The 13484-nt window shown below is 72.4% G+C and carries 19 protein-coding genes; 7 read left to right on the forward strand and 12 right to left on the reverse strand.

Features of this window, described 5'->3' with window-relative positions; translation table 11 throughout:
• Positions 1-43: 43 nt before the first annotated feature.
• The 4 genes from ACFYOP_RS06110 to ACFYOP_RS06125 form a co-directional block, all read right to left on the reverse strand.
• Positions 44-166 carry a hypothetical protein gene (locus ACFYOP_RS06110; RefSeq protein WP_356898917.1) on the reverse strand — a complete coding sequence of 41 codons (123 nt, stop codon included), beginning with the start codon at positions 164-166 and terminating at the stop codon, positions 44-46.
• A 56-nt stretch (positions 167-222) separates the two neighbouring features.
• A complete protein-coding gene (locus tag ACFYOP_RS06115) occupies positions 223-1074 on the reverse strand; it encodes a hypothetical protein (protein WP_356898918.1) in 852 nt (283 codons plus the stop codon).
• Between the two features lie 457 nt (positions 1075-1531).
• Positions 1532-1798, reverse strand: coding sequence for a DUF397 domain-containing protein (locus ACFYOP_RS06120; protein WP_356898919.1), 267 nt, complete (start codon positions 1796-1798; stop codon positions 1532-1534).
• Positions 1776-2621 carry a helix-turn-helix transcriptional regulator gene (locus tag ACFYOP_RS06125; protein ID WP_356898920.1) on the reverse strand — a complete coding sequence of 282 codons (846 nt, stop codon included), beginning with the start codon at positions 2619-2621 and terminating at the stop codon, positions 1776-1778. Before ACFYOP_RS06125 ends, ACFYOP_RS06120 begins: the two co-directional genes overlap by 23 nt.
• Positions 2622-2738: 117 nt before the next feature.
• Between ACFYOP_RS06125 and ACFYOP_RS06130 the strand changes: the two genes are divergently transcribed.
• The 3 genes from ACFYOP_RS06130 to ACFYOP_RS06140 all read left to right on the forward strand — a co-directional run bounded on the left by ACFYOP_RS06130 (position 2739) and on the right by ACFYOP_RS06140 (position 4285).
• Positions 2739-2957 (forward strand): hypothetical protein, encoded by a 219-nt coding sequence (locus ACFYOP_RS06130; RefSeq protein WP_356898921.1) that lies wholly within the window; start codon positions 2739-2741, stop codon positions 2955-2957.
• Positions 2958-2959: 2 nt separating this feature from the next.
• On the forward strand, positions 2960-3166 hold the full coding sequence (locus ACFYOP_RS06135; RefSeq protein ID WP_356898943.1) for a hypothetical protein: 207 nt from the start codon (positions 2960-2962) through the stop codon (positions 3164-3166).
• Between the two features lie 333 nt (positions 3167-3499).
• Positions 3500-4285 carry a hypothetical protein gene (locus ACFYOP_RS06140; protein ID WP_356898922.1) on the forward strand — a complete coding sequence of 262 codons (786 nt, stop codon included), beginning with the start codon at positions 3500-3502 and terminating at the stop codon, positions 4283-4285.
• Positions 4286-4564: 279 nt separating this feature from the next.
• On the opposite strand, the gene ACFYOP_RS06145 is transcribed toward ACFYOP_RS06140, so the two are convergent.
• The 6 genes from ACFYOP_RS06145 to ACFYOP_RS06170 form a co-directional block, all read right to left on the reverse strand.
• On the reverse strand, positions 4565-4879 hold the full coding sequence (locus tag ACFYOP_RS06145) for a hypothetical protein (RefSeq protein ID WP_356898923.1): 315 nt from the start codon (positions 4877-4879) through the stop codon (positions 4565-4567).
• Positions 4880-5078: 199 nt separating this feature from the next.
• Positions 5079-6416 (reverse strand): MFS transporter, encoded by a 1338-nt coding sequence (locus tag ACFYOP_RS06150; RefSeq protein ID WP_388451059.1) that lies wholly within the window; start codon positions 6414-6416, stop codon positions 5079-5081.
• Between the two features lie 8 nt (positions 6417-6424).
• The gene (locus tag ACFYOP_RS06155) at positions 6425-7042 is read right to left on the reverse strand and encodes a helix-turn-helix domain-containing protein (protein ID WP_356898924.1); all 618 of its coding nucleotides are present in this window, start codon (positions 7040-7042) and stop codon (positions 6425-6427) included.
• A gap of 90 nt (positions 7043-7132) precedes the next feature.
• Positions 7133-7423 carry a hypothetical protein gene (locus ACFYOP_RS06160; protein ID WP_356898925.1) on the reverse strand — a complete coding sequence of 97 codons (291 nt, stop codon included), beginning with the start codon at positions 7421-7423 and terminating at the stop codon, positions 7133-7135.
• On the reverse strand, positions 7420-8382 hold the full coding sequence (gene murQ, locus ACFYOP_RS06165; protein ID WP_356898926.1) for an N-acetylmuramic acid 6-phosphate etherase: 963 nt from the start codon (positions 8380-8382) through the stop codon (positions 7420-7422). The genes ACFYOP_RS06160 and murQ overlap by 4 nt, the downstream gene beginning before the upstream one ends.
• Before the next feature lie 59 nt (positions 8383-8441).
• Positions 8442-9356, reverse strand: coding sequence for a MurR/RpiR family transcriptional regulator (locus ACFYOP_RS06170; protein WP_356898927.1), 915 nt, complete (start codon positions 9354-9356; stop codon positions 8442-8444).
• Between the two features lie 56 nt (positions 9357-9412).
• Here ACFYOP_RS06170 and ACFYOP_RS06175 point away from each other — a divergent pair, with 56 nt between their 5' ends.
• Together ACFYOP_RS06175 and ACFYOP_RS06180 are read left to right on the forward strand one after the other, a co-directional pair.
• On the forward strand, positions 9413-9769 hold the full coding sequence (locus tag ACFYOP_RS06175; protein WP_356898928.1) for a hypothetical protein: 357 nt from the start codon (positions 9413-9415) through the stop codon (positions 9767-9769).
• Complete coding sequence (locus ACFYOP_RS06180; RefSeq protein WP_356898929.1) at positions 9766-10032, forward strand: DUF4031 domain-containing protein; 267 nt, start codon at positions 9766-9768, stop codon at positions 10030-10032. The genes ACFYOP_RS06175 and ACFYOP_RS06180 overlap by 4 nt, the downstream gene beginning before the upstream one ends.
• A gap of 83 nt (positions 10033-10115) precedes the next feature.
• Here ACFYOP_RS06180 and ACFYOP_RS06185 read toward each other — a convergent pair whose 3' ends face one another.
• Together ACFYOP_RS06185 and ACFYOP_RS06190 are read right to left on the reverse strand one after the other, a co-directional pair.
• The gene (locus ACFYOP_RS06185; RefSeq protein ID WP_356898945.1) at positions 10116-11327 is read right to left on the reverse strand and encodes a Cmx/CmrA family chloramphenicol efflux MFS transporter; all 1212 of its coding nucleotides are present in this window, start codon (positions 11325-11327) and stop codon (positions 10116-10118) included.
• Between the two features lie 88 nt (positions 11328-11415).
• Positions 11416-12123 (reverse strand): hypothetical protein, encoded by a 708-nt coding sequence (locus ACFYOP_RS06190; protein WP_356898930.1) that lies wholly within the window; start codon positions 12121-12123, stop codon positions 11416-11418.
• A gap of 123 nt (positions 12124-12246) precedes the next feature.
• Between ACFYOP_RS06190 and ACFYOP_RS06195 the strand changes: the two genes are divergently transcribed.
• Positions 12247-12948: a copper homeostasis protein CutC gene (locus tag ACFYOP_RS06195; protein ID WP_356898931.1), complete on the forward strand. Its 702-nt coding sequence runs from the start codon at positions 12247-12249 to the stop codon at positions 12946-12948.
• 206 nt (positions 12949-13154) lie between these two features.
• Positions 13155-13481, forward strand: a complete 327-nt coding sequence (locus ACFYOP_RS06200; protein ID WP_356898932.1) for a GYD domain-containing protein — start codon at positions 13155-13157, stop codon at positions 13479-13481.
• Positions 13482-13484 lie beyond the last annotated feature (3 nt).

Consider the following 13484-nt stretch of genomic DNA (forward strand, 5'->3'; position numbering starts at 1 on the left):
AGAGGCGGTGGATCAATGTCGTCGTCGGCTCATGCAGCCGAGTTTACGCCTGGGCGTACTCCTTGAGCTTCTCCGTTTCGAGGGTGACGCCCTCGGGGGCGTTATGGGCGAGCTCCTCGAAGTCCTCGACGGACATCTCGGGGTTCTCGGCGCTGATGCGGGTCATGGCGTCGCCTCCTCCCCTCCATCGTGCCCCGTGGCGGGGCCGGGTGAGCGGCACTGTCATGGCTGTGTCCTCGTCGTCCCGGGCGGGCGGGTCGCCGCCGCGCGGGCCTGGGCCGCGTGGGCGCGGACGCGGGCGGCCGGGAGGGCGGGTGGTGGGGCCGTGCCGCCGCCCCGGCAGCGGGCGCACACGCCGTCCACGAGTGCGTCCGCCCGGCCGGGCGCCCCGCACTTGCCGCATTCGAGGATGCGGCGGGGAGGCGGCAGCGGGACCGGCTCGGGCGGGAGCTTGTCGGTGAGGCGGCGGCGGGCGAGCGCGGCGGCGTGGTGGACCGGGACGGGCAGCCCGTCGGTCAGCGCGTGCAGCAACTGCCGCTCGGTCGCGTCCCGTGCGAACCACTCGTCCACCAGCGGCACCAGTGACAGGCACTCGGTGTGGGACAGCGACATCATCGGATTCGCCCGGCCCAGGGCCGCCAGCAGGACGTACGCCCGTGAGCGGGTCGGCCGGCGCTTCTCCACCGGCTCCACCGGCACGTCCCCGCGCTGGAACGCCGCCCACCACGCGTCGTCGTGCGCCGTACGCGACCACCAGGTGCGCGTCACCCACAGGGTGCTGCCCGACTCGGAGTCGATCGCTTCCAGCCCGCGCCGCAGATGCCCGGCCCGGATCAGATGGTTGAGCGCCTTGGAGGCGGCCCACTGGCCGTACGGGGTGAACTTCGCCAGCGTCTTCACAGAGATGTCGCTGTTGTCGTCCAGCCGGTCGATGTACGCGGCGACGGCCGCCTCACGCTTGGGCAGGTGTGCGAAGTCGTCGGCGGTTCGTGGCAGTTGGCCCGACACGGTTCGTTTGCCGTAGCCGGGGTTGGCGAGGGGATGAGGGGCAGCACTAAGCTGGCGGTCAGCCATGGATCGAGTCTCTTTCGATCTTGATGGTCAGACCCCCGCAGGTGTTGGTAGCACCTGGCGGGGGTTGTTCTTTGTTCGTTTATCGGAACGCTAGAGCGTGATGACCCTGCGTGGCAAGTCGGTCGCTGGAAGTCAACGTCCGCGTCAAGTCGCCAGGGTGGGTGGGCGGGTTACATGAGACCCGACCGAACCAATCCTTGTTAAGAGCGCTCGAATCCCGGCTCTTGAGCTCCGGGAGTGCTCCCGGTGCGCCCCTGCTGGACGGGTGAACCGTCGAACGGGCGGGCGCGGTATGCGGGTGGGAGGGCGAGCGGGGACGCCAAGATCGACTGCGCTGTCCCACTCATCGGAGGAACCCGCCGTGAAGCACTACCTGGCCTGCTGTCCCTCGTCGCGTCCACCGCCGCGCCGGGGCGTGTCGGCCTGTCGGGAAGGGCCGACACGCGCCCGGCGTCGCTCAGCCGTGCTTGAGGTCGGTGACGAACGCGGACCAGGCGCCGGGCCGGAACGCGAGCTTCGGGCCGTCGGGGTCCTTGGAGTCGCGGACCGGGACGACGTCGGGGTGACCGTCGGCGACTTCGAGGCAGTTGCCGCCGCTGCCGTCGCTGTAGCTGGACTTGTGCCAGGTGGTGGCGACCTCGACGCAATTGCCGCCGCTCCCGCCGCTGTAGCTGGATTTGTGCCAGACGGCTGCCGTCAGGTCATGCTCTGGGCTGGACTTCATGCGCGTAATCCTCCGCCACTGACTCGATCAGGGCCAAGGAGGTTTCCGGAGACAGAGCGCTGGCCCTGAGGAGATCGTAGGTCAGTTCGTGTCGGGTGACGGTGGCTGGATAGTCCTCCAACTGACCCATGCCAGGACCTTCCAAGTACGCGAGCGGAGGCGCGTCAGGGAAGGTCATGATCTTGACTGCACCCTCCATCGACGCGTGCGCGCCCGCCCCGAACGTCAGCACCTGCACGATGATCCGGTGGCGCCTCGCCAGAGCCGCCACATGCCGCAGCGCCTCCGCCATCACGGCTGCGTTGCCGACCTCCCGTCGTAGCACCGCCTCGTCAAGCACCGCCCACAACAAGGGCTTTGTTGGATCGGCCAGCAGGCCCGCCCGGTCGAGCCTCGCCTCCACCAGCTCGTCGATGGCCTCCTCGGGAGCCGTCGGGTGGTACGCGCGGAAGACCTCGCGGGCGTACGCCTCCGTCTGGAGCAGGCCGGGGATCAGCAGCGGCGCGTACTCCTTGATGGTTTCCGCCGTGGCCTCCGCCTCCGCCGCCTCGGCGAAGTGGTCGGGGTAGCGGGACTTCTTGGAGACCTCGCAGTTGCGCGTGAAGAAGTCGTCCGTGCCCAGCGCCTCGTCCAGGCGGGCCGCGTGCTCCGGGAGGATGCGGCGGGTGCCGGCTTCCATCTGGCCGATGTACGAGCCGCTCACGAACAGCGGCCCGCCCAGCTCGTCCTGGGTGAGACCGGCCTTTATGCGGGCGTGGCGCAGCTCCGCGCCGAGCAGGGCGCGTGGTGAGGTCGACGGGTCGAGGTCCTTGGGTCCGGGCATGGTGCAACTCCCTGATCGACAGGTCGCGTTGTTGGGCCGCCGTCTCTTCCCAGGCTAGCGGCGCCCGGACACGCTGGGTGAGGAATCGGAACACTGCGTACTGGAGGTGCGGAGAACATGACGGTGGTGCGATCGGCCGAGCGGCTGCGGACGGCCGAGGAGGTGGTGGACCGGCTCAGGGCCGGGCTCGGGGTGGTGTCGGTGACGCTGCCGTCGTTGCGCGTGGATGTCGTCTCGCTGGCGAGCGAGGCTCCGTATCCGCTGATCGACCTGGGCCGCTGCAATCTGGACACGGCGCTTCGGCTGGCGGCGGTACTCCGGGAGCTGGAGAAGTGAGCATGCCTCGCCTCGGCCGGTACGCCGTCGACGTCCGGGACGGGCGGGTCGGGATCGTCATGGGGCAGGTCGGCACGTGCGTACAGCTCCGGCCGCCGGGCGGGGGCAGGGAGTGGGACTGCCCGCCCGGGGATGCGCGGCCCGCGACGCCGGCGGAGGTGTTGCGGGCGCGGGTGCGGGAGGTGAACGCGGCGGCCCGGCTGCCCTGAGGCGTATGCCTTCGTGTGCACGGCGGTTGATGTTCCTGAAATGATCTGCGGACCACTTCGGGAGGGGACGCGGGCGTGACATTCGGGGGACAGAATCCGTACCGGCGGGACGGGCGGCCGCAACCGCCGGGGCCGCCGCCGCGTCCGGGCGTACCGCCGCAGCCGGGGCCGTACCCGGGCCCGTACCCCGGCCCCCAGCCGGGGCCGCATCCCGGTCCGTATCCGGGGCCGCCGCCGCCGTACGTTCCGTACGGGCCGCGACCGACGCTGTGGCAGCGGTTCCGTGCGGACGAGTGGCCCCCGCTGCGGGAGTTGCTCAACGAGGTGCGGCGGGTGCCGGGTTGTCTCCTGGCGCTCGGCATGTGCTGTGTGTGGCCCGCGTTGGCGGTCCTCGTCGGCTATCCGCTGGCCAGGTCGGCCCGGCGGCAGGCACGGCGGAAGTTCCCGGCGCACAGCATCCGCCGGTACCACGACCCGGAGGTGTGGCGGGCGCAGAAGACGCGGGCGTGGGCCGCGCTCGCCGCGTCGTTCCTGATCCTGGTCGCGTACGGCACGGAGGCGGACTGGGACGAGGTGCAGGAGCAGTACTTCTTCCGGCTGGCGATCACGCCGTGGCTGCTGCTCCTGACCACCCCGCTCGTGCTGATGGTCCTGTTCCGGCTCGCGCCGCCCGCCGCGCGGCCGGGGATGCGGGCGCGTCTGCGGCCGGCGGTCCGTTCGGTGCTCTGGTACTTCGGCGCGTTCACGGCCGTGCCGCTGCTGTTCGCGGGCGTGATGCTGCTCGCCCAGAGCTACGCGAACAGTCCCGTCAGCCCGCTGATCACGCTCGCGCTGCTGGTGCCGGTGCTGTGGGTGGTGTTCTTCGTCGTCTTCGCGTCGACGACGGCCGTGCGTACCGCGTTCAACACGGCCGAAGTCCACGCGGGGCTCCCCGCTCTGCTCACCGGCGTCCTGGTGTGGGAGCTGGCGGCCATCAACCTGGCCACGGCGGGGATGCCGCCGGGCCCGCCTCTCGTCCAGATCTGCGCGGTCATCGGCGGCCCGGCGTCGGTGACGGCCATCGCGTGGTGGGAACTCACCCGCCTGCGGACGCGGTACGGGGTGACGCTGCGCGGCTGAGCCGGCCGGTGCGGCCGAACGCCACAGCCGCGCACGCAAGACGCCCGGCTGGGATACCCAGCCGGGCGCCTGCATGAACGGCCTGCGTCCCGGCAACCGACCGCCCTTTGCGGCAGGCCGGAAAGCTCACTCCTGCGGCCACGGCGGTCGACCAACTGAACGCCACGGCCCGCAGGAAGGGCTTACAGCAGTTGTGCACGCTGCTGCCCGAGTCGGCCGAGCTCAACGGGCACGCCCGTTGATCGCCCGCCGGTGAGCGCTGGTACGCGTCCCTCGTCGTTAGAGAAGACCGTCGAGGCCGAGGTCGAGGTCGAGGCCCGTGCCCGACTCGGCGGCGGAACCATTGCCGGCCACGGTGTCCTCGCCGCTGCAGATCTGCTGGACCGAGGTTGCGGTCGCCGGGCCGCTGCCCAGGAGGGTGATGGGCCCGGTCACGACGTTGATGAGGCCGAGCTGGAACGTGTCGTCGCCGACACGAGCGTTCTGCTCGCACACGACCAGGTTGGTCTTGTCGCCGCCCGTGTTGTCGTTGTCGCCGGTGGCCTCGGTGGCCGCAGCAGCACCGGCCCCGAACACACTGACACTTCCGAGCATGGCAGCTACCAGGACAGCATTGCGAAGCTTGCGCACAACATCTCCACTTCCGTCGGAGTCGACGTGATGAGTGATGGGTGGAACCCTACAAACTCACAATCTAAGTCATTTTTGCGTCATTTCGGGCGTGCCATGCCGACGCTTGCCCCTGTGTCGGGAGCGATGGCGGTCGCGAGCGAGCACACCGAGTGCCCGAGGGTCAGACGCGTTCGGTCAAGCCCGTGGCGGTGGGGTGCGATTCGGGCGCGGGCGTCAGCCGGTGCGTCCACAGCAGGGCGCCCAGCAGCAGAGCGGCGGCGGCCATCAGCCACGGCAGCGGGCCGATCGGCAGGGAACCGGCGGCCAGGCCGGCCAGCGCGCCGGTCAGTTGGAGCGCCAGGGACTTCACCGACAGGGCGGTCGCGCGACGTGAGCTGTCGACGCGGTGGTGGAGCAGGTCGTTCTCGTTCGGGCCGGCGGCGCCGAGGCCGAGATAGACCAGGCCGTAGCCGACCGCGGCGAGGACCAGAGGGGCGGTGCCGCTGTCCCACGCGGCCGTCGTACCGAGCAGCACCAGCCCGGACACGCTCACGCCGAGCGCGGTCAGCACCGCGCGCTCACTGCTGCCCGTCAGCCGGGCCACCAGGGGTGCGCAGTGGCTGCCGAGCGCGGTGCACAGGAAGCCGGCGCAGGCGAGGGAGGCGTAGAGCACGGCTCCGGACTCCGGGGCGCCGGTGAGCCGGGCGGCCCGGCCGGGGGTGAGGAGTTCGATGGACGCGAGCGCCGCGCCGGCGGCCGCGGAGGTCAGCAGGACCCGGCGCACCAGCGGCTCGGTGACGCCGAGCCGCAGCCCGCCGAGCATCGTCGCCGGGACGCCCCGGAGCACCCCGCGCAGCGTGGCGGGCGGCCGGGGCGGCTCCGGCAGGGCCGTCAGCACGAACGCCACGAACCCGACGCCGACGGCCGCGCCGAGCAGGCCAGGGACCGACAGCGGCAGTACGAGCCCGCCGGTGGCGTCGGCCAGCCGGGCGCCCGGGTCGGCGCCGAGGCTCAGCAGGAGCGGCAGGGCGCCGCCGGTGAGGGTGCCGACGGCGAGCGCGGCGGCAGAGGCGGTGTTGCCGCGGGCGAGTCCGGTGCGCAGTTCGGCGGCGGGGCCGGAGTGGGCCTGGACGGTGTCGACGTACCAGGCCTCCGCGGGGCCGCTGGAGAGCGCGCGACCCGTGCCCATCAGGAACATCGCGACGGCCAGGGCCCAGACGGTGGTGCCGAGCGCCATCACGGTCAGCGCGGAGAGGTTGAGCACGCCCGCGGCGGCGAGGACGGTGCGGCGGCCGATGACGTCGGACAGGCCGCCGGTCGGCAGCTCCATGACGGAGACGGTGACCGAGTGGACGGCGAACAGTCCCGCGACGACGGCCAGGCTCATGCCGCGCTCGCTCAGCAGCAGCACCTGGGACGGTATGTAGAGGCCGACGGGCAGCCAGAAGAGGAACATGACGGCGGCGAAGCGGCGCCCGGCGGTACGCGGATCCAGCGGCCGGTCCATCGACCGGTCCATCGGCCGCTTCACGAGCGGTCCTCCGCCCTGACGGCGAGGCCGGCGGCGAAGAGCACGACCTGCTCGGCGCGAGGGTCGCCCTCGTCGCGGTCGGCCAGCTCGGTCACGGCACGGGAGAACGTGTCGAACAGCTCCGTGACCGACTCGGGCGTCAGCCGCGCCACCAGGTCGGTGAACCCGGAGGGCTCCCGCCATGCGTCGCCGAGGCGGCCGGCCGCGAGGTCCTCCTGGTGCTGGGCGAGGGACCGCTCCAGATGGTCGAGTTGGGCGCGGCGGGCCACGTCGACGAACGCCTGCGCTTCGTCGGAGCCGGTCATCGCGTCGTTGCTCCAGCTGGTGACCTCGTGCACCGCCTTCCAGCGCCGCTCCCGGCCGTCGCGGTGCTCGGCCTCGGCGATGAAGTCGTACTTCGCCAGCACGCGCAGGTGGTAGCTGGTCGACGCGGACGACTCCCCCGTCCTGACCGCCAGTTCACTGGCGGTGGCGGGCCCGTCCATGCGGAGCAGCCCCAGCATCCGGATGCGCAGAGGGTGCGTCAACGCCTTGAGCGCGGCGGCGTCCTTGCGGGGGTCGAGGGTGCGGCTGCTGAAGCCGGAGGGCTCGGGGGAGGGGGTCTCGGCGGGCATGAGAGGAGCGTAGGAGGAGCGTCAGGGTTTACCAAAGGATTTTTGCAAAAAAACCTTGGCGAATCTGGGGGCGGCAGCGGGGGCGGTCGGTCACGGCTCGGGTTGCCACTCGTCGAACACCCAGCCCGGACAGGAGGTGCCGAGGAATGGCAGGTGAGCGTCCCAGTCGCCGGGTGCCAACGGCTGCACGGGTCGCAGCGTGATGCGGCCTTCCGCGCCGAAGAGCGCCCGACAGCCCTGCCCCGGGTGGTCCACGACAGCCGTGCAGTTCGGGAAGCCGCGGGTCGAGGGGGGCTTGCCGATCGCGGCGGGATCATCGACCTGCTCCACGGTCACCGTCAGCGAGCCCTGTGTGCCGTCACGCAGGAAGGAGGCGATCACGAACCGGTCCCGTCAGGGTCGGGCTCCGGAGCGGTCCGGACGTGTTCCAGGGCAGCGCGGAGGTTGCCGTTGGCCTGTGACAGGAGGGTGGCGGCCGTCGGGGCGTCCACGGTGCCGAGGACGACCAGGATCGCGTTCTTCACCTCGCCGTCCGTCGCATCGAGGGCCGACTCGATCTCCTCGTCCGACGCGCCCGTCGCCAGTGCCACGATCCGGCGGGACCTGGCGTGGAGCTTGTCGTTGGAGGCGCGGACGTCGACCATCAGGTTTCCGTAGGTCTTGCCGAGGCGGATCATCGTGATCGTCGAGATCATGTTGAGCACCAGCTTCTGCGCCGTGCCCGCCTTCAACCGGGTGGAGCCGGTGAGGAGTTCGGGTCCGGTGACGACCTCGATCCCGTGGTCCGCGGCGGCGGCGAGCGCGCTGTCCGCGTTGCAGGACAGGCCGATGGTGAGCGCGCCCAGGCCGCGGGCGTGTTCCACCGCGCCGACCGCGTACGGCGTGCGGCCGGACGCGGAGATGCCGACCACCGTGTCGTCCGCTGTCAGCTTCAGGCCGTCCAGGTCCGCGGCGGCCAGCTCCTTGCTGTCCTCCGCGCCCTCCACGGCCCTGACCATGGCGGTCGGGCCGCCCGCGATCAGGCCGACGATCTCCGAGGGGTCGGTGTTGAAGGTGGGCGGGCACTCGCTGGCGTCCAGGACGCCGAGCCGGCCCGCCGTGCCGGCCCCCGCGTAGATCAGCCGTCCGCCGCGGGCCATGCGCTCGGCGGTGGCGTCGATCGCGGCGGCGATCACGGGCAGTCGCGCGGCGACGGCGGCCGGGACGGACGCGTCCTCGCCGTTCATGGTGCGGGCGATCTCGAGCGTCGGCAGCCGGTCGATGTCGGCGAACTCGGGCCGGAACGCCTCGGTGGTCAAGGCGGCCAGCTGGGCGCGGAGTTCACCGTACGTGGAGGTCATGGAAGGCGGCTCGGCTTTCTCGGTCGGCGTCGGCGTCAGCCTCGGCGGCGGCGTGCGCGTCAGCGGGTGCGCGGATTGTGGCGGTGGGCGAGGGCCTCGTACGACGCGGCGAGGGCAGGCGCCGCCGACTCGTACGTACGCTGCGCCACGCCTATGAACAGGCAGTCGACCACGAGGAGCTGGCTGGTCCGCGACGACATCGCCGCCGGCCGCAGCTCGCTCTCGCGGGCGGTCGAGGTGGTCAGGACGTGGTCGGCGTACTGCGAGACCGGCCCGTCCGGGCGGCCGGTGATCGCGACGGTCGTCGCGCCGCGGTCGAAGGCGACCCGCAGCGGCTCGATCACGTCCCCCGTGGAGCCCGAGTGCGTGATCGCGATGGCCACGTCGCCGGAGCGCAGCTGCACCGCGTTGGTGATCGCGAGGTGCGGGTCCGCGTGCGCGTGGGCGATCAGACCGATGCGGAGCAGCTTCTGCGCGAGGTCCATGCCGACGAGGGACGACGCGCCGACGCCGTAGATGTCGATGCGGCGGGCCGTCGCCGCGGCGGTCACGGCCGCGCCGAGCTGGACGGTGTCCAGGCCGGCGGCGGTGTCGGCGAGGGTCTGCTGTTCGTCGTAGGCGAGCTTGGCGACGACGTCCGCGATGGGGTCGTCGACGGCGATGTCGGTGGTGAGGGCGGGGGCCCGCCCGGACTCCTGGTGCGCGGCGAGACCGGCGAGGGCGAGGCGCAGGTCGCGGTAGCCGGGGTAGCCGAGCAGGCGGGCCGTACGGACCACGGTGGCCTCGCTGGTGCCGGTGAGCTCCGCGAGGCCGGTGACCGTGAGGGCCGCGCAGCCGGCCGGGTCGTCGGCGACGGCTTCGGCGACCCGCTGCATGGAACGGGTCATGGACGGCGCGAGCGTCCGCACCTTGGCCGCGAGGGCGGCAGGAGCGGGAGCGTCACCCATGAAAATTTCCTTCACTGGATTGGTCACCCTTGAAAGGTATTTTCGCGTTTCGGGTGCCGTCAAGACCCGGAGACAATGGGTGCATGGACGACTCGAACCCACTGGAGCAGGCGCTGCACACGGCCCGTGCCCTGGTCCTCGCCGATCTGGCCGCCCGCGACGTCGCGGAGGCGACGGTCGTCTCCATGGTCGAGGACTCGATCACGCATCGGCGCTGGTGGGTCGAGCAGTGGCCGGACGGGGTCGAGTACGTCGCCGGTCTGGTCGCCCAGGACGTCCAGGACGCCCTGCTGGAGCGGCACGGCCGCTGGCCGCTCTGTCCGGTCTGCGACGCGGGCGACCCGCACGCCCTCGAGGTCGAGCCGGAGCTCGGCCCCGACCCGCACTGGGTGTGCGCCAAGGCGGGCGTGGTGATCGCCCCCATAGGCGGGCTCCGGTGACGGTCTACATCGACCCGCCGACCTGGCCCGGCCACGGACAGATGTGGTCCCACCTGGTCAGCGACGTGTCGTTCGAGGAGCTCCACAGCTTCGCCACCCGCATCGGCTGCCCGCCGCGCGCCTTCGAACGCGACCACTACGACGTCCCGTCCCACCGCTACGCGGACGCCGTGGCGGCGGGCGCGGTGGAGATCGGCTCCAAGGAACTGGTGCGCCGGCTGACGGCCGCGGGACTGCGCAGGCCGAAGGGCCGGTCCGCGTAGCCCGTCCGCTCCGTCGCCATCGGCCGGATCCCGCCGCGGCCGCCGCGGCCGGTGAGTGGCCGGTGAGTGGCCGGCGGGTGGAATCAGACGTGCTCGGTGCGCAGGGCGCCCGCCCCGGCGTCGGTCGTCGTCGCTCCCGCCACCACCCGTGAACTGCCGTGCAGCCGCATCGCGACCGCGACGAGACCGATCGCGACGAGCATCATCGCCGCGCCCGCCCACGCCGTCGACGCGTAGCCGAGATCCGCGTCGATGACCACACCGCCGAGCCAGGGGCCGCCCGTGTTGCCCAGGTTGAAGGAGGCGGTCGTCGTCGCGCCGGCGAGGGTCGGGGCCGCGCCCGCGACGTTGAACATCCGGGCGTTGAGCGCCGGGGCCGTGAAGAACGACGAGAAGCCGAGCAGGAACGACAGCGACACCGCGACGGCGGCGTACGAGGAGAACAGCGCGAGCGCCGCCAGCAGGACGGTCGACGCGGCGATGCCGCTGAGCATCACGCCGAACAGGTGCGCGTCCGCGACCCGGCCGCCGATCGTCGAACCGGTCAGCGCGCCGATCCCGAACAGCGCCAGCACCGTCGGGACCCAGCCGGCGTCCAGCCCGGCCACGTCCGTGAGCAGCGGGCTGAAGTACGTGAACAGGCAGAACACGCCGCCCGCCGCGAGCGCGGTGATCGCCACCGCCAGCCACACCTGGCCGTCGCGGTAGATCCTCAGCTCCTCGTTGAGGCGCGGCTTGCGCTCCGGGAGCGGGATGCGCGGGATACGGGCCACCACGCCGACGAGCGCGACGCCGGACGCCGCGCCGACCGCCCAGAACGCGGAGCGCCACCCCAGGTGCTCCCCGAGGAACGCGCCCGCCGGTACGCCGAGGACGTTCGCGATCGACAGCCCGCCGATCATGACCGCCATGGCCCGGGCCCGCTGGTTCACCGGCACCATGGCGATCGCGACGGCGGCGCCGACGGCCCAGAAGCCCGCGCACGCGAGCGCGCTGATCACGCGGGACGCGAAGAGCACCTCGTACGTCGGGGCCAGGGCGCCCGCGACCTGCCCGACGCCGAAGATCGAGATCAGGGTGATGAGGGTGGTCCGGCGCGGGAGCCGCAGCGTCGCCACGGCCAGCAGCGGCGCGCCGACCACCATGCCCACCGCGAAGGCCGACGTCAGCAGCCCGGCCTGCGGAATCGAGACGTCCATGTCGCGCGCGATCGGCGGCAGCAGCCCGGACAGCATGAATTCACTGGTGCCGAGGGCGAACACGGACAGGCCGAGTATGTAGACGGCGAGCGGCATACGGGTACGGGATGAAGCTGCGGGCATGACAGGTGCCAACAATTGGTTGAAGCCCGTAATTCCCGGCCGGGCGCTCCTCCCGGGCCGCTCAGGACGCGGCGAGCAGCTCCAGCTCGACGGTGAGGTTGTGGCGCGCCCGCCGCTCCCACTCGCGCTGCCCGTGCGGCGTGCGGAACAGCCGCGGCAGCCCGAGCAGTTGCCGCAGCACCCCCGCGCGGCCGTCGCGGAACGCCTCGTCCGGGACGAAGGCGTACTCGTCGCGGACGGCCGCCGCATAGGCGGCGTACGCCTGCGGGTCTGCGGCCAGGACCGCCAGGTCGGCGTCGCAGAGCACCTGGCCGTTGCGGTCGGCCGGGTCGGGGTCGTGAGTGACGGTGAGGCGGACCAGGCGGGCGACCTCGGCGGTGGCCCGTTCGCCCACACCGGCCTCGGGCAGCGCGCGCTCGGCGAGACGCGCGGACCGCTCCTCGTTCTCCGAGCGGTCGGGCAGATAGACCGCGTCGTGGAACCAGGCGGCGAGGCGTACGAGCGCCGGGTCGTCGGCGTACTGCTCCAGCTCGTCGATGCGGTCGAGGACGGCGACGAGGTGATCCGTGGTGTGGTACTTGCGCTGCGGCTCGGCCCAGCGGGCGAGCAGATTCTCCGCGTACGCGGAGGGGTCTGCGTCCACGGTCTCGCTGTCGCGGGCGGTCTCGCGGGCGGTCTCGCGGGCGGTCTCCCGGGCGGCGAGCAGGGTACGGAGCCAGCGGCTGCGGAGGTCCTCGTGGGCGGGGTGCTGCTGCGGAACGGCGGCCATGGTCCTCATTCTGCCCGCAGCCGTATGCCCGCCTCCTGCGGGCCGGTGGCTGCCGTGGGGCGCCGTGGGTATTAGGCTGACCAATGGACTAGACCTGTCGGAGCCCCTGGAGGAATGGGTCCCATGAGCAGCAACCGTGCACTCCTGGAGGTGATCGCCCTCGACGCCGAGGACGCGGTCGCCGCCCAGTCCGGAGGGGCCGACCGGCTCGAGCTGGTCACCGACATGGCGGCCGACGGACTGACCCCGCCGGTCGACGTGTTCGCGGCGATCCGCGCGGCCGTCGACATCCCGCTGCGGGTGATGCTCCGCCTCGCCGACGGTTTCTCGGCCGGCGGACCCGCGGAGGCGGACGCGCTCGTGCGCGCCGCGGAAGGACTGCGCGAGGCGGGCGCGGACGAGTTCGTCCTCGGCTTCCTCGACGACCACGGGCAGCCCGACCTCGTCACGGTCGAGCGGTTGCTGGCGGTACTGGACGGGTGCCGGTGGACGTTCCACCGCGCGATCGACCGGGCCGCTGACCGGGACGCGCTGCGCAAGCAGCTCGCGGACCTGCCCGGACTCCACACGTATCTGACGGCCGGGTCCGCGGCGGGCGTGGACGACGGCCTCCCGACGCTCCTCGCGGAGGCGGCACGGGCGGGCGAACCGGGCTACGAGCCCCGGCTGCTGGTCGGCGGCGGACTGCGCCTGGACCATGTGCCGCGGCTGCTGGCCGGCGGCGTGACGGGCTTCCACATCGGCGGCGCGGCACGCCCGGAGGGCTGGTCGGGACCCGTGTCGGCGGCGGCGGTGCGCGGGTGGCGGGACTCGCTGGACGCGTAGCGGATCGCCGCCCGCGGCGAGGCCGGCGGGGTGCCTGGCCGCCGCGCCCCGTCCGGCCCGGCGGACCGGACCCGCCGGGCGGTGGAGCACCGGGCGCGGACACCGGCCGCGGGAGAGGTCCTGTCGTCCCTTCGGGGGAGGGGAGACCGTCTTGTGCGCGTTCCCGGCCCGCGGGGGCACCTCTTGATGAAACGAGAGGAGGCGTGATGCCGCTCTATCTGTCGAGATTCAGCTACACGCCGGAGACCTGGGCCAGGCTGACCGGCCATCCGGAAGACCGCGCGCAGGCCGCCCGGACCTACATCGAGTCCGTCGGCGGGGAGCTCCACGGCTTCTGGTACGCCTTCGGCACGCATGACGGCTACAACCTGTGGGAGGCCCCGGACAACGTGTCCATGTCCGCGGTTGCGCTGGCGATCAGCTCAGGCGGTGCGCTCAGCTCGTTCGAGACGACCGTCCTCCTGACCGTCGACGAGACCCTGGAAGCGCTGCGCACGGCCGAGCGGATCCAGTACCGGGCTCCTGGCACGTAGCCG

It is taken from the genome of Streptomyces sp. NPDC006294 (assembly GCF_042870895.1).
Taxonomy (GTDB): Bacteria; Actinomycetota; Actinomycetes; order Streptomycetales; family Streptomycetaceae; genus Streptomyces.

Bases quoted from the DNA above. Each gene is read 5' to 3' on its own strand.
- ACFYOP_RS06110 (WP_356898917.1), bottom strand. From the start codon at position 166: ATGACCCGCATCAGCGCCGAGAACCCCGAGATGTCCGTCGAGGACTTC.
- ACFYOP_RS06115 (WP_356898918.1), bottom strand. From the start codon at position 1,074: ATGGCTGACCGCCAGCTTAGTGCTGCCCCTCATCCCCTCGCCAACCCC.
- ACFYOP_RS06120 (WP_356898919.1), bottom strand. From the start codon at position 1,798: ATGAAGTCCAGCCCAGAGCATGACCTGACGGCAGCCGTCTGGCACAAA.
- ACFYOP_RS06125 (WP_356898920.1), bottom strand. From the start codon at position 2,621: ATGCCCGGACCCAAGGACCTCGACCCGTCGACCTCACCACGCGCCCTG.
- ACFYOP_RS06130 (WP_356898921.1), top strand. From the start codon at position 2,739: ATGACGGTGGTGCGATCGGCCGAGCGGCTGCGGACGGCCGAGGAGGTG.
- ACFYOP_RS06135 (WP_356898943.1), top strand. From the start codon at position 2,960: ATGCCTCGCCTCGGCCGGTACGCCGTCGACGTCCGGGACGGGCGGGTC.
- ACFYOP_RS06145 (WP_356898923.1), bottom strand. From the start codon at position 4,879: ATGCTCGGAAGTGTCAGTGTGTTCGGGGCCGGTGCTGCTGCGGCCACC.
- ACFYOP_RS06150 (WP_388451059.1), bottom strand. From the start codon at position 6,416: ATGGACCGGTCGATGGACCGGCCGCTGGATCCGCGTACCGCCGGGCGC.
- ACFYOP_RS06155 (WP_356898924.1), bottom strand. From the start codon at position 7,042: ATGCCCGCCGAGACCCCCTCCCCCGAGCCCTCCGGCTTCAGCAGCCGC.
- murQ (WP_356898926.1), bottom strand. From the start codon at position 8,382: ATGACCTCCACGTACGGTGAACTCCGCGCCCAGCTGGCCGCCTTGACC.
- ACFYOP_RS06175 (WP_356898928.1), top strand. From the start codon at position 9,413: ATGGACGACTCGAACCCACTGGAGCAGGCGCTGCACACGGCCCGTGCC.
- ACFYOP_RS06185 (WP_356898945.1), bottom strand. From the start codon at position 11,327: ATGCCGCTCGCCGTCTACATACTCGGCCTGTCCGTGTTCGCCCTCGGC.
- ACFYOP_RS06190 (WP_356898930.1), bottom strand. From the start codon at position 12,123: ATGGCCGCCGTTCCGCAGCAGCACCCCGCCCACGAGGACCTCCGCAGC.
- ACFYOP_RS06195 (WP_356898931.1), top strand. From the start codon at position 12,247: ATGAGCAGCAACCGTGCACTCCTGGAGGTGATCGCCCTCGACGCCGAG.
- ACFYOP_RS06200 (WP_356898932.1), top strand. From the start codon at position 13,155: ATGCCGCTCTATCTGTCGAGATTCAGCTACACGCCGGAGACCTGGGCC.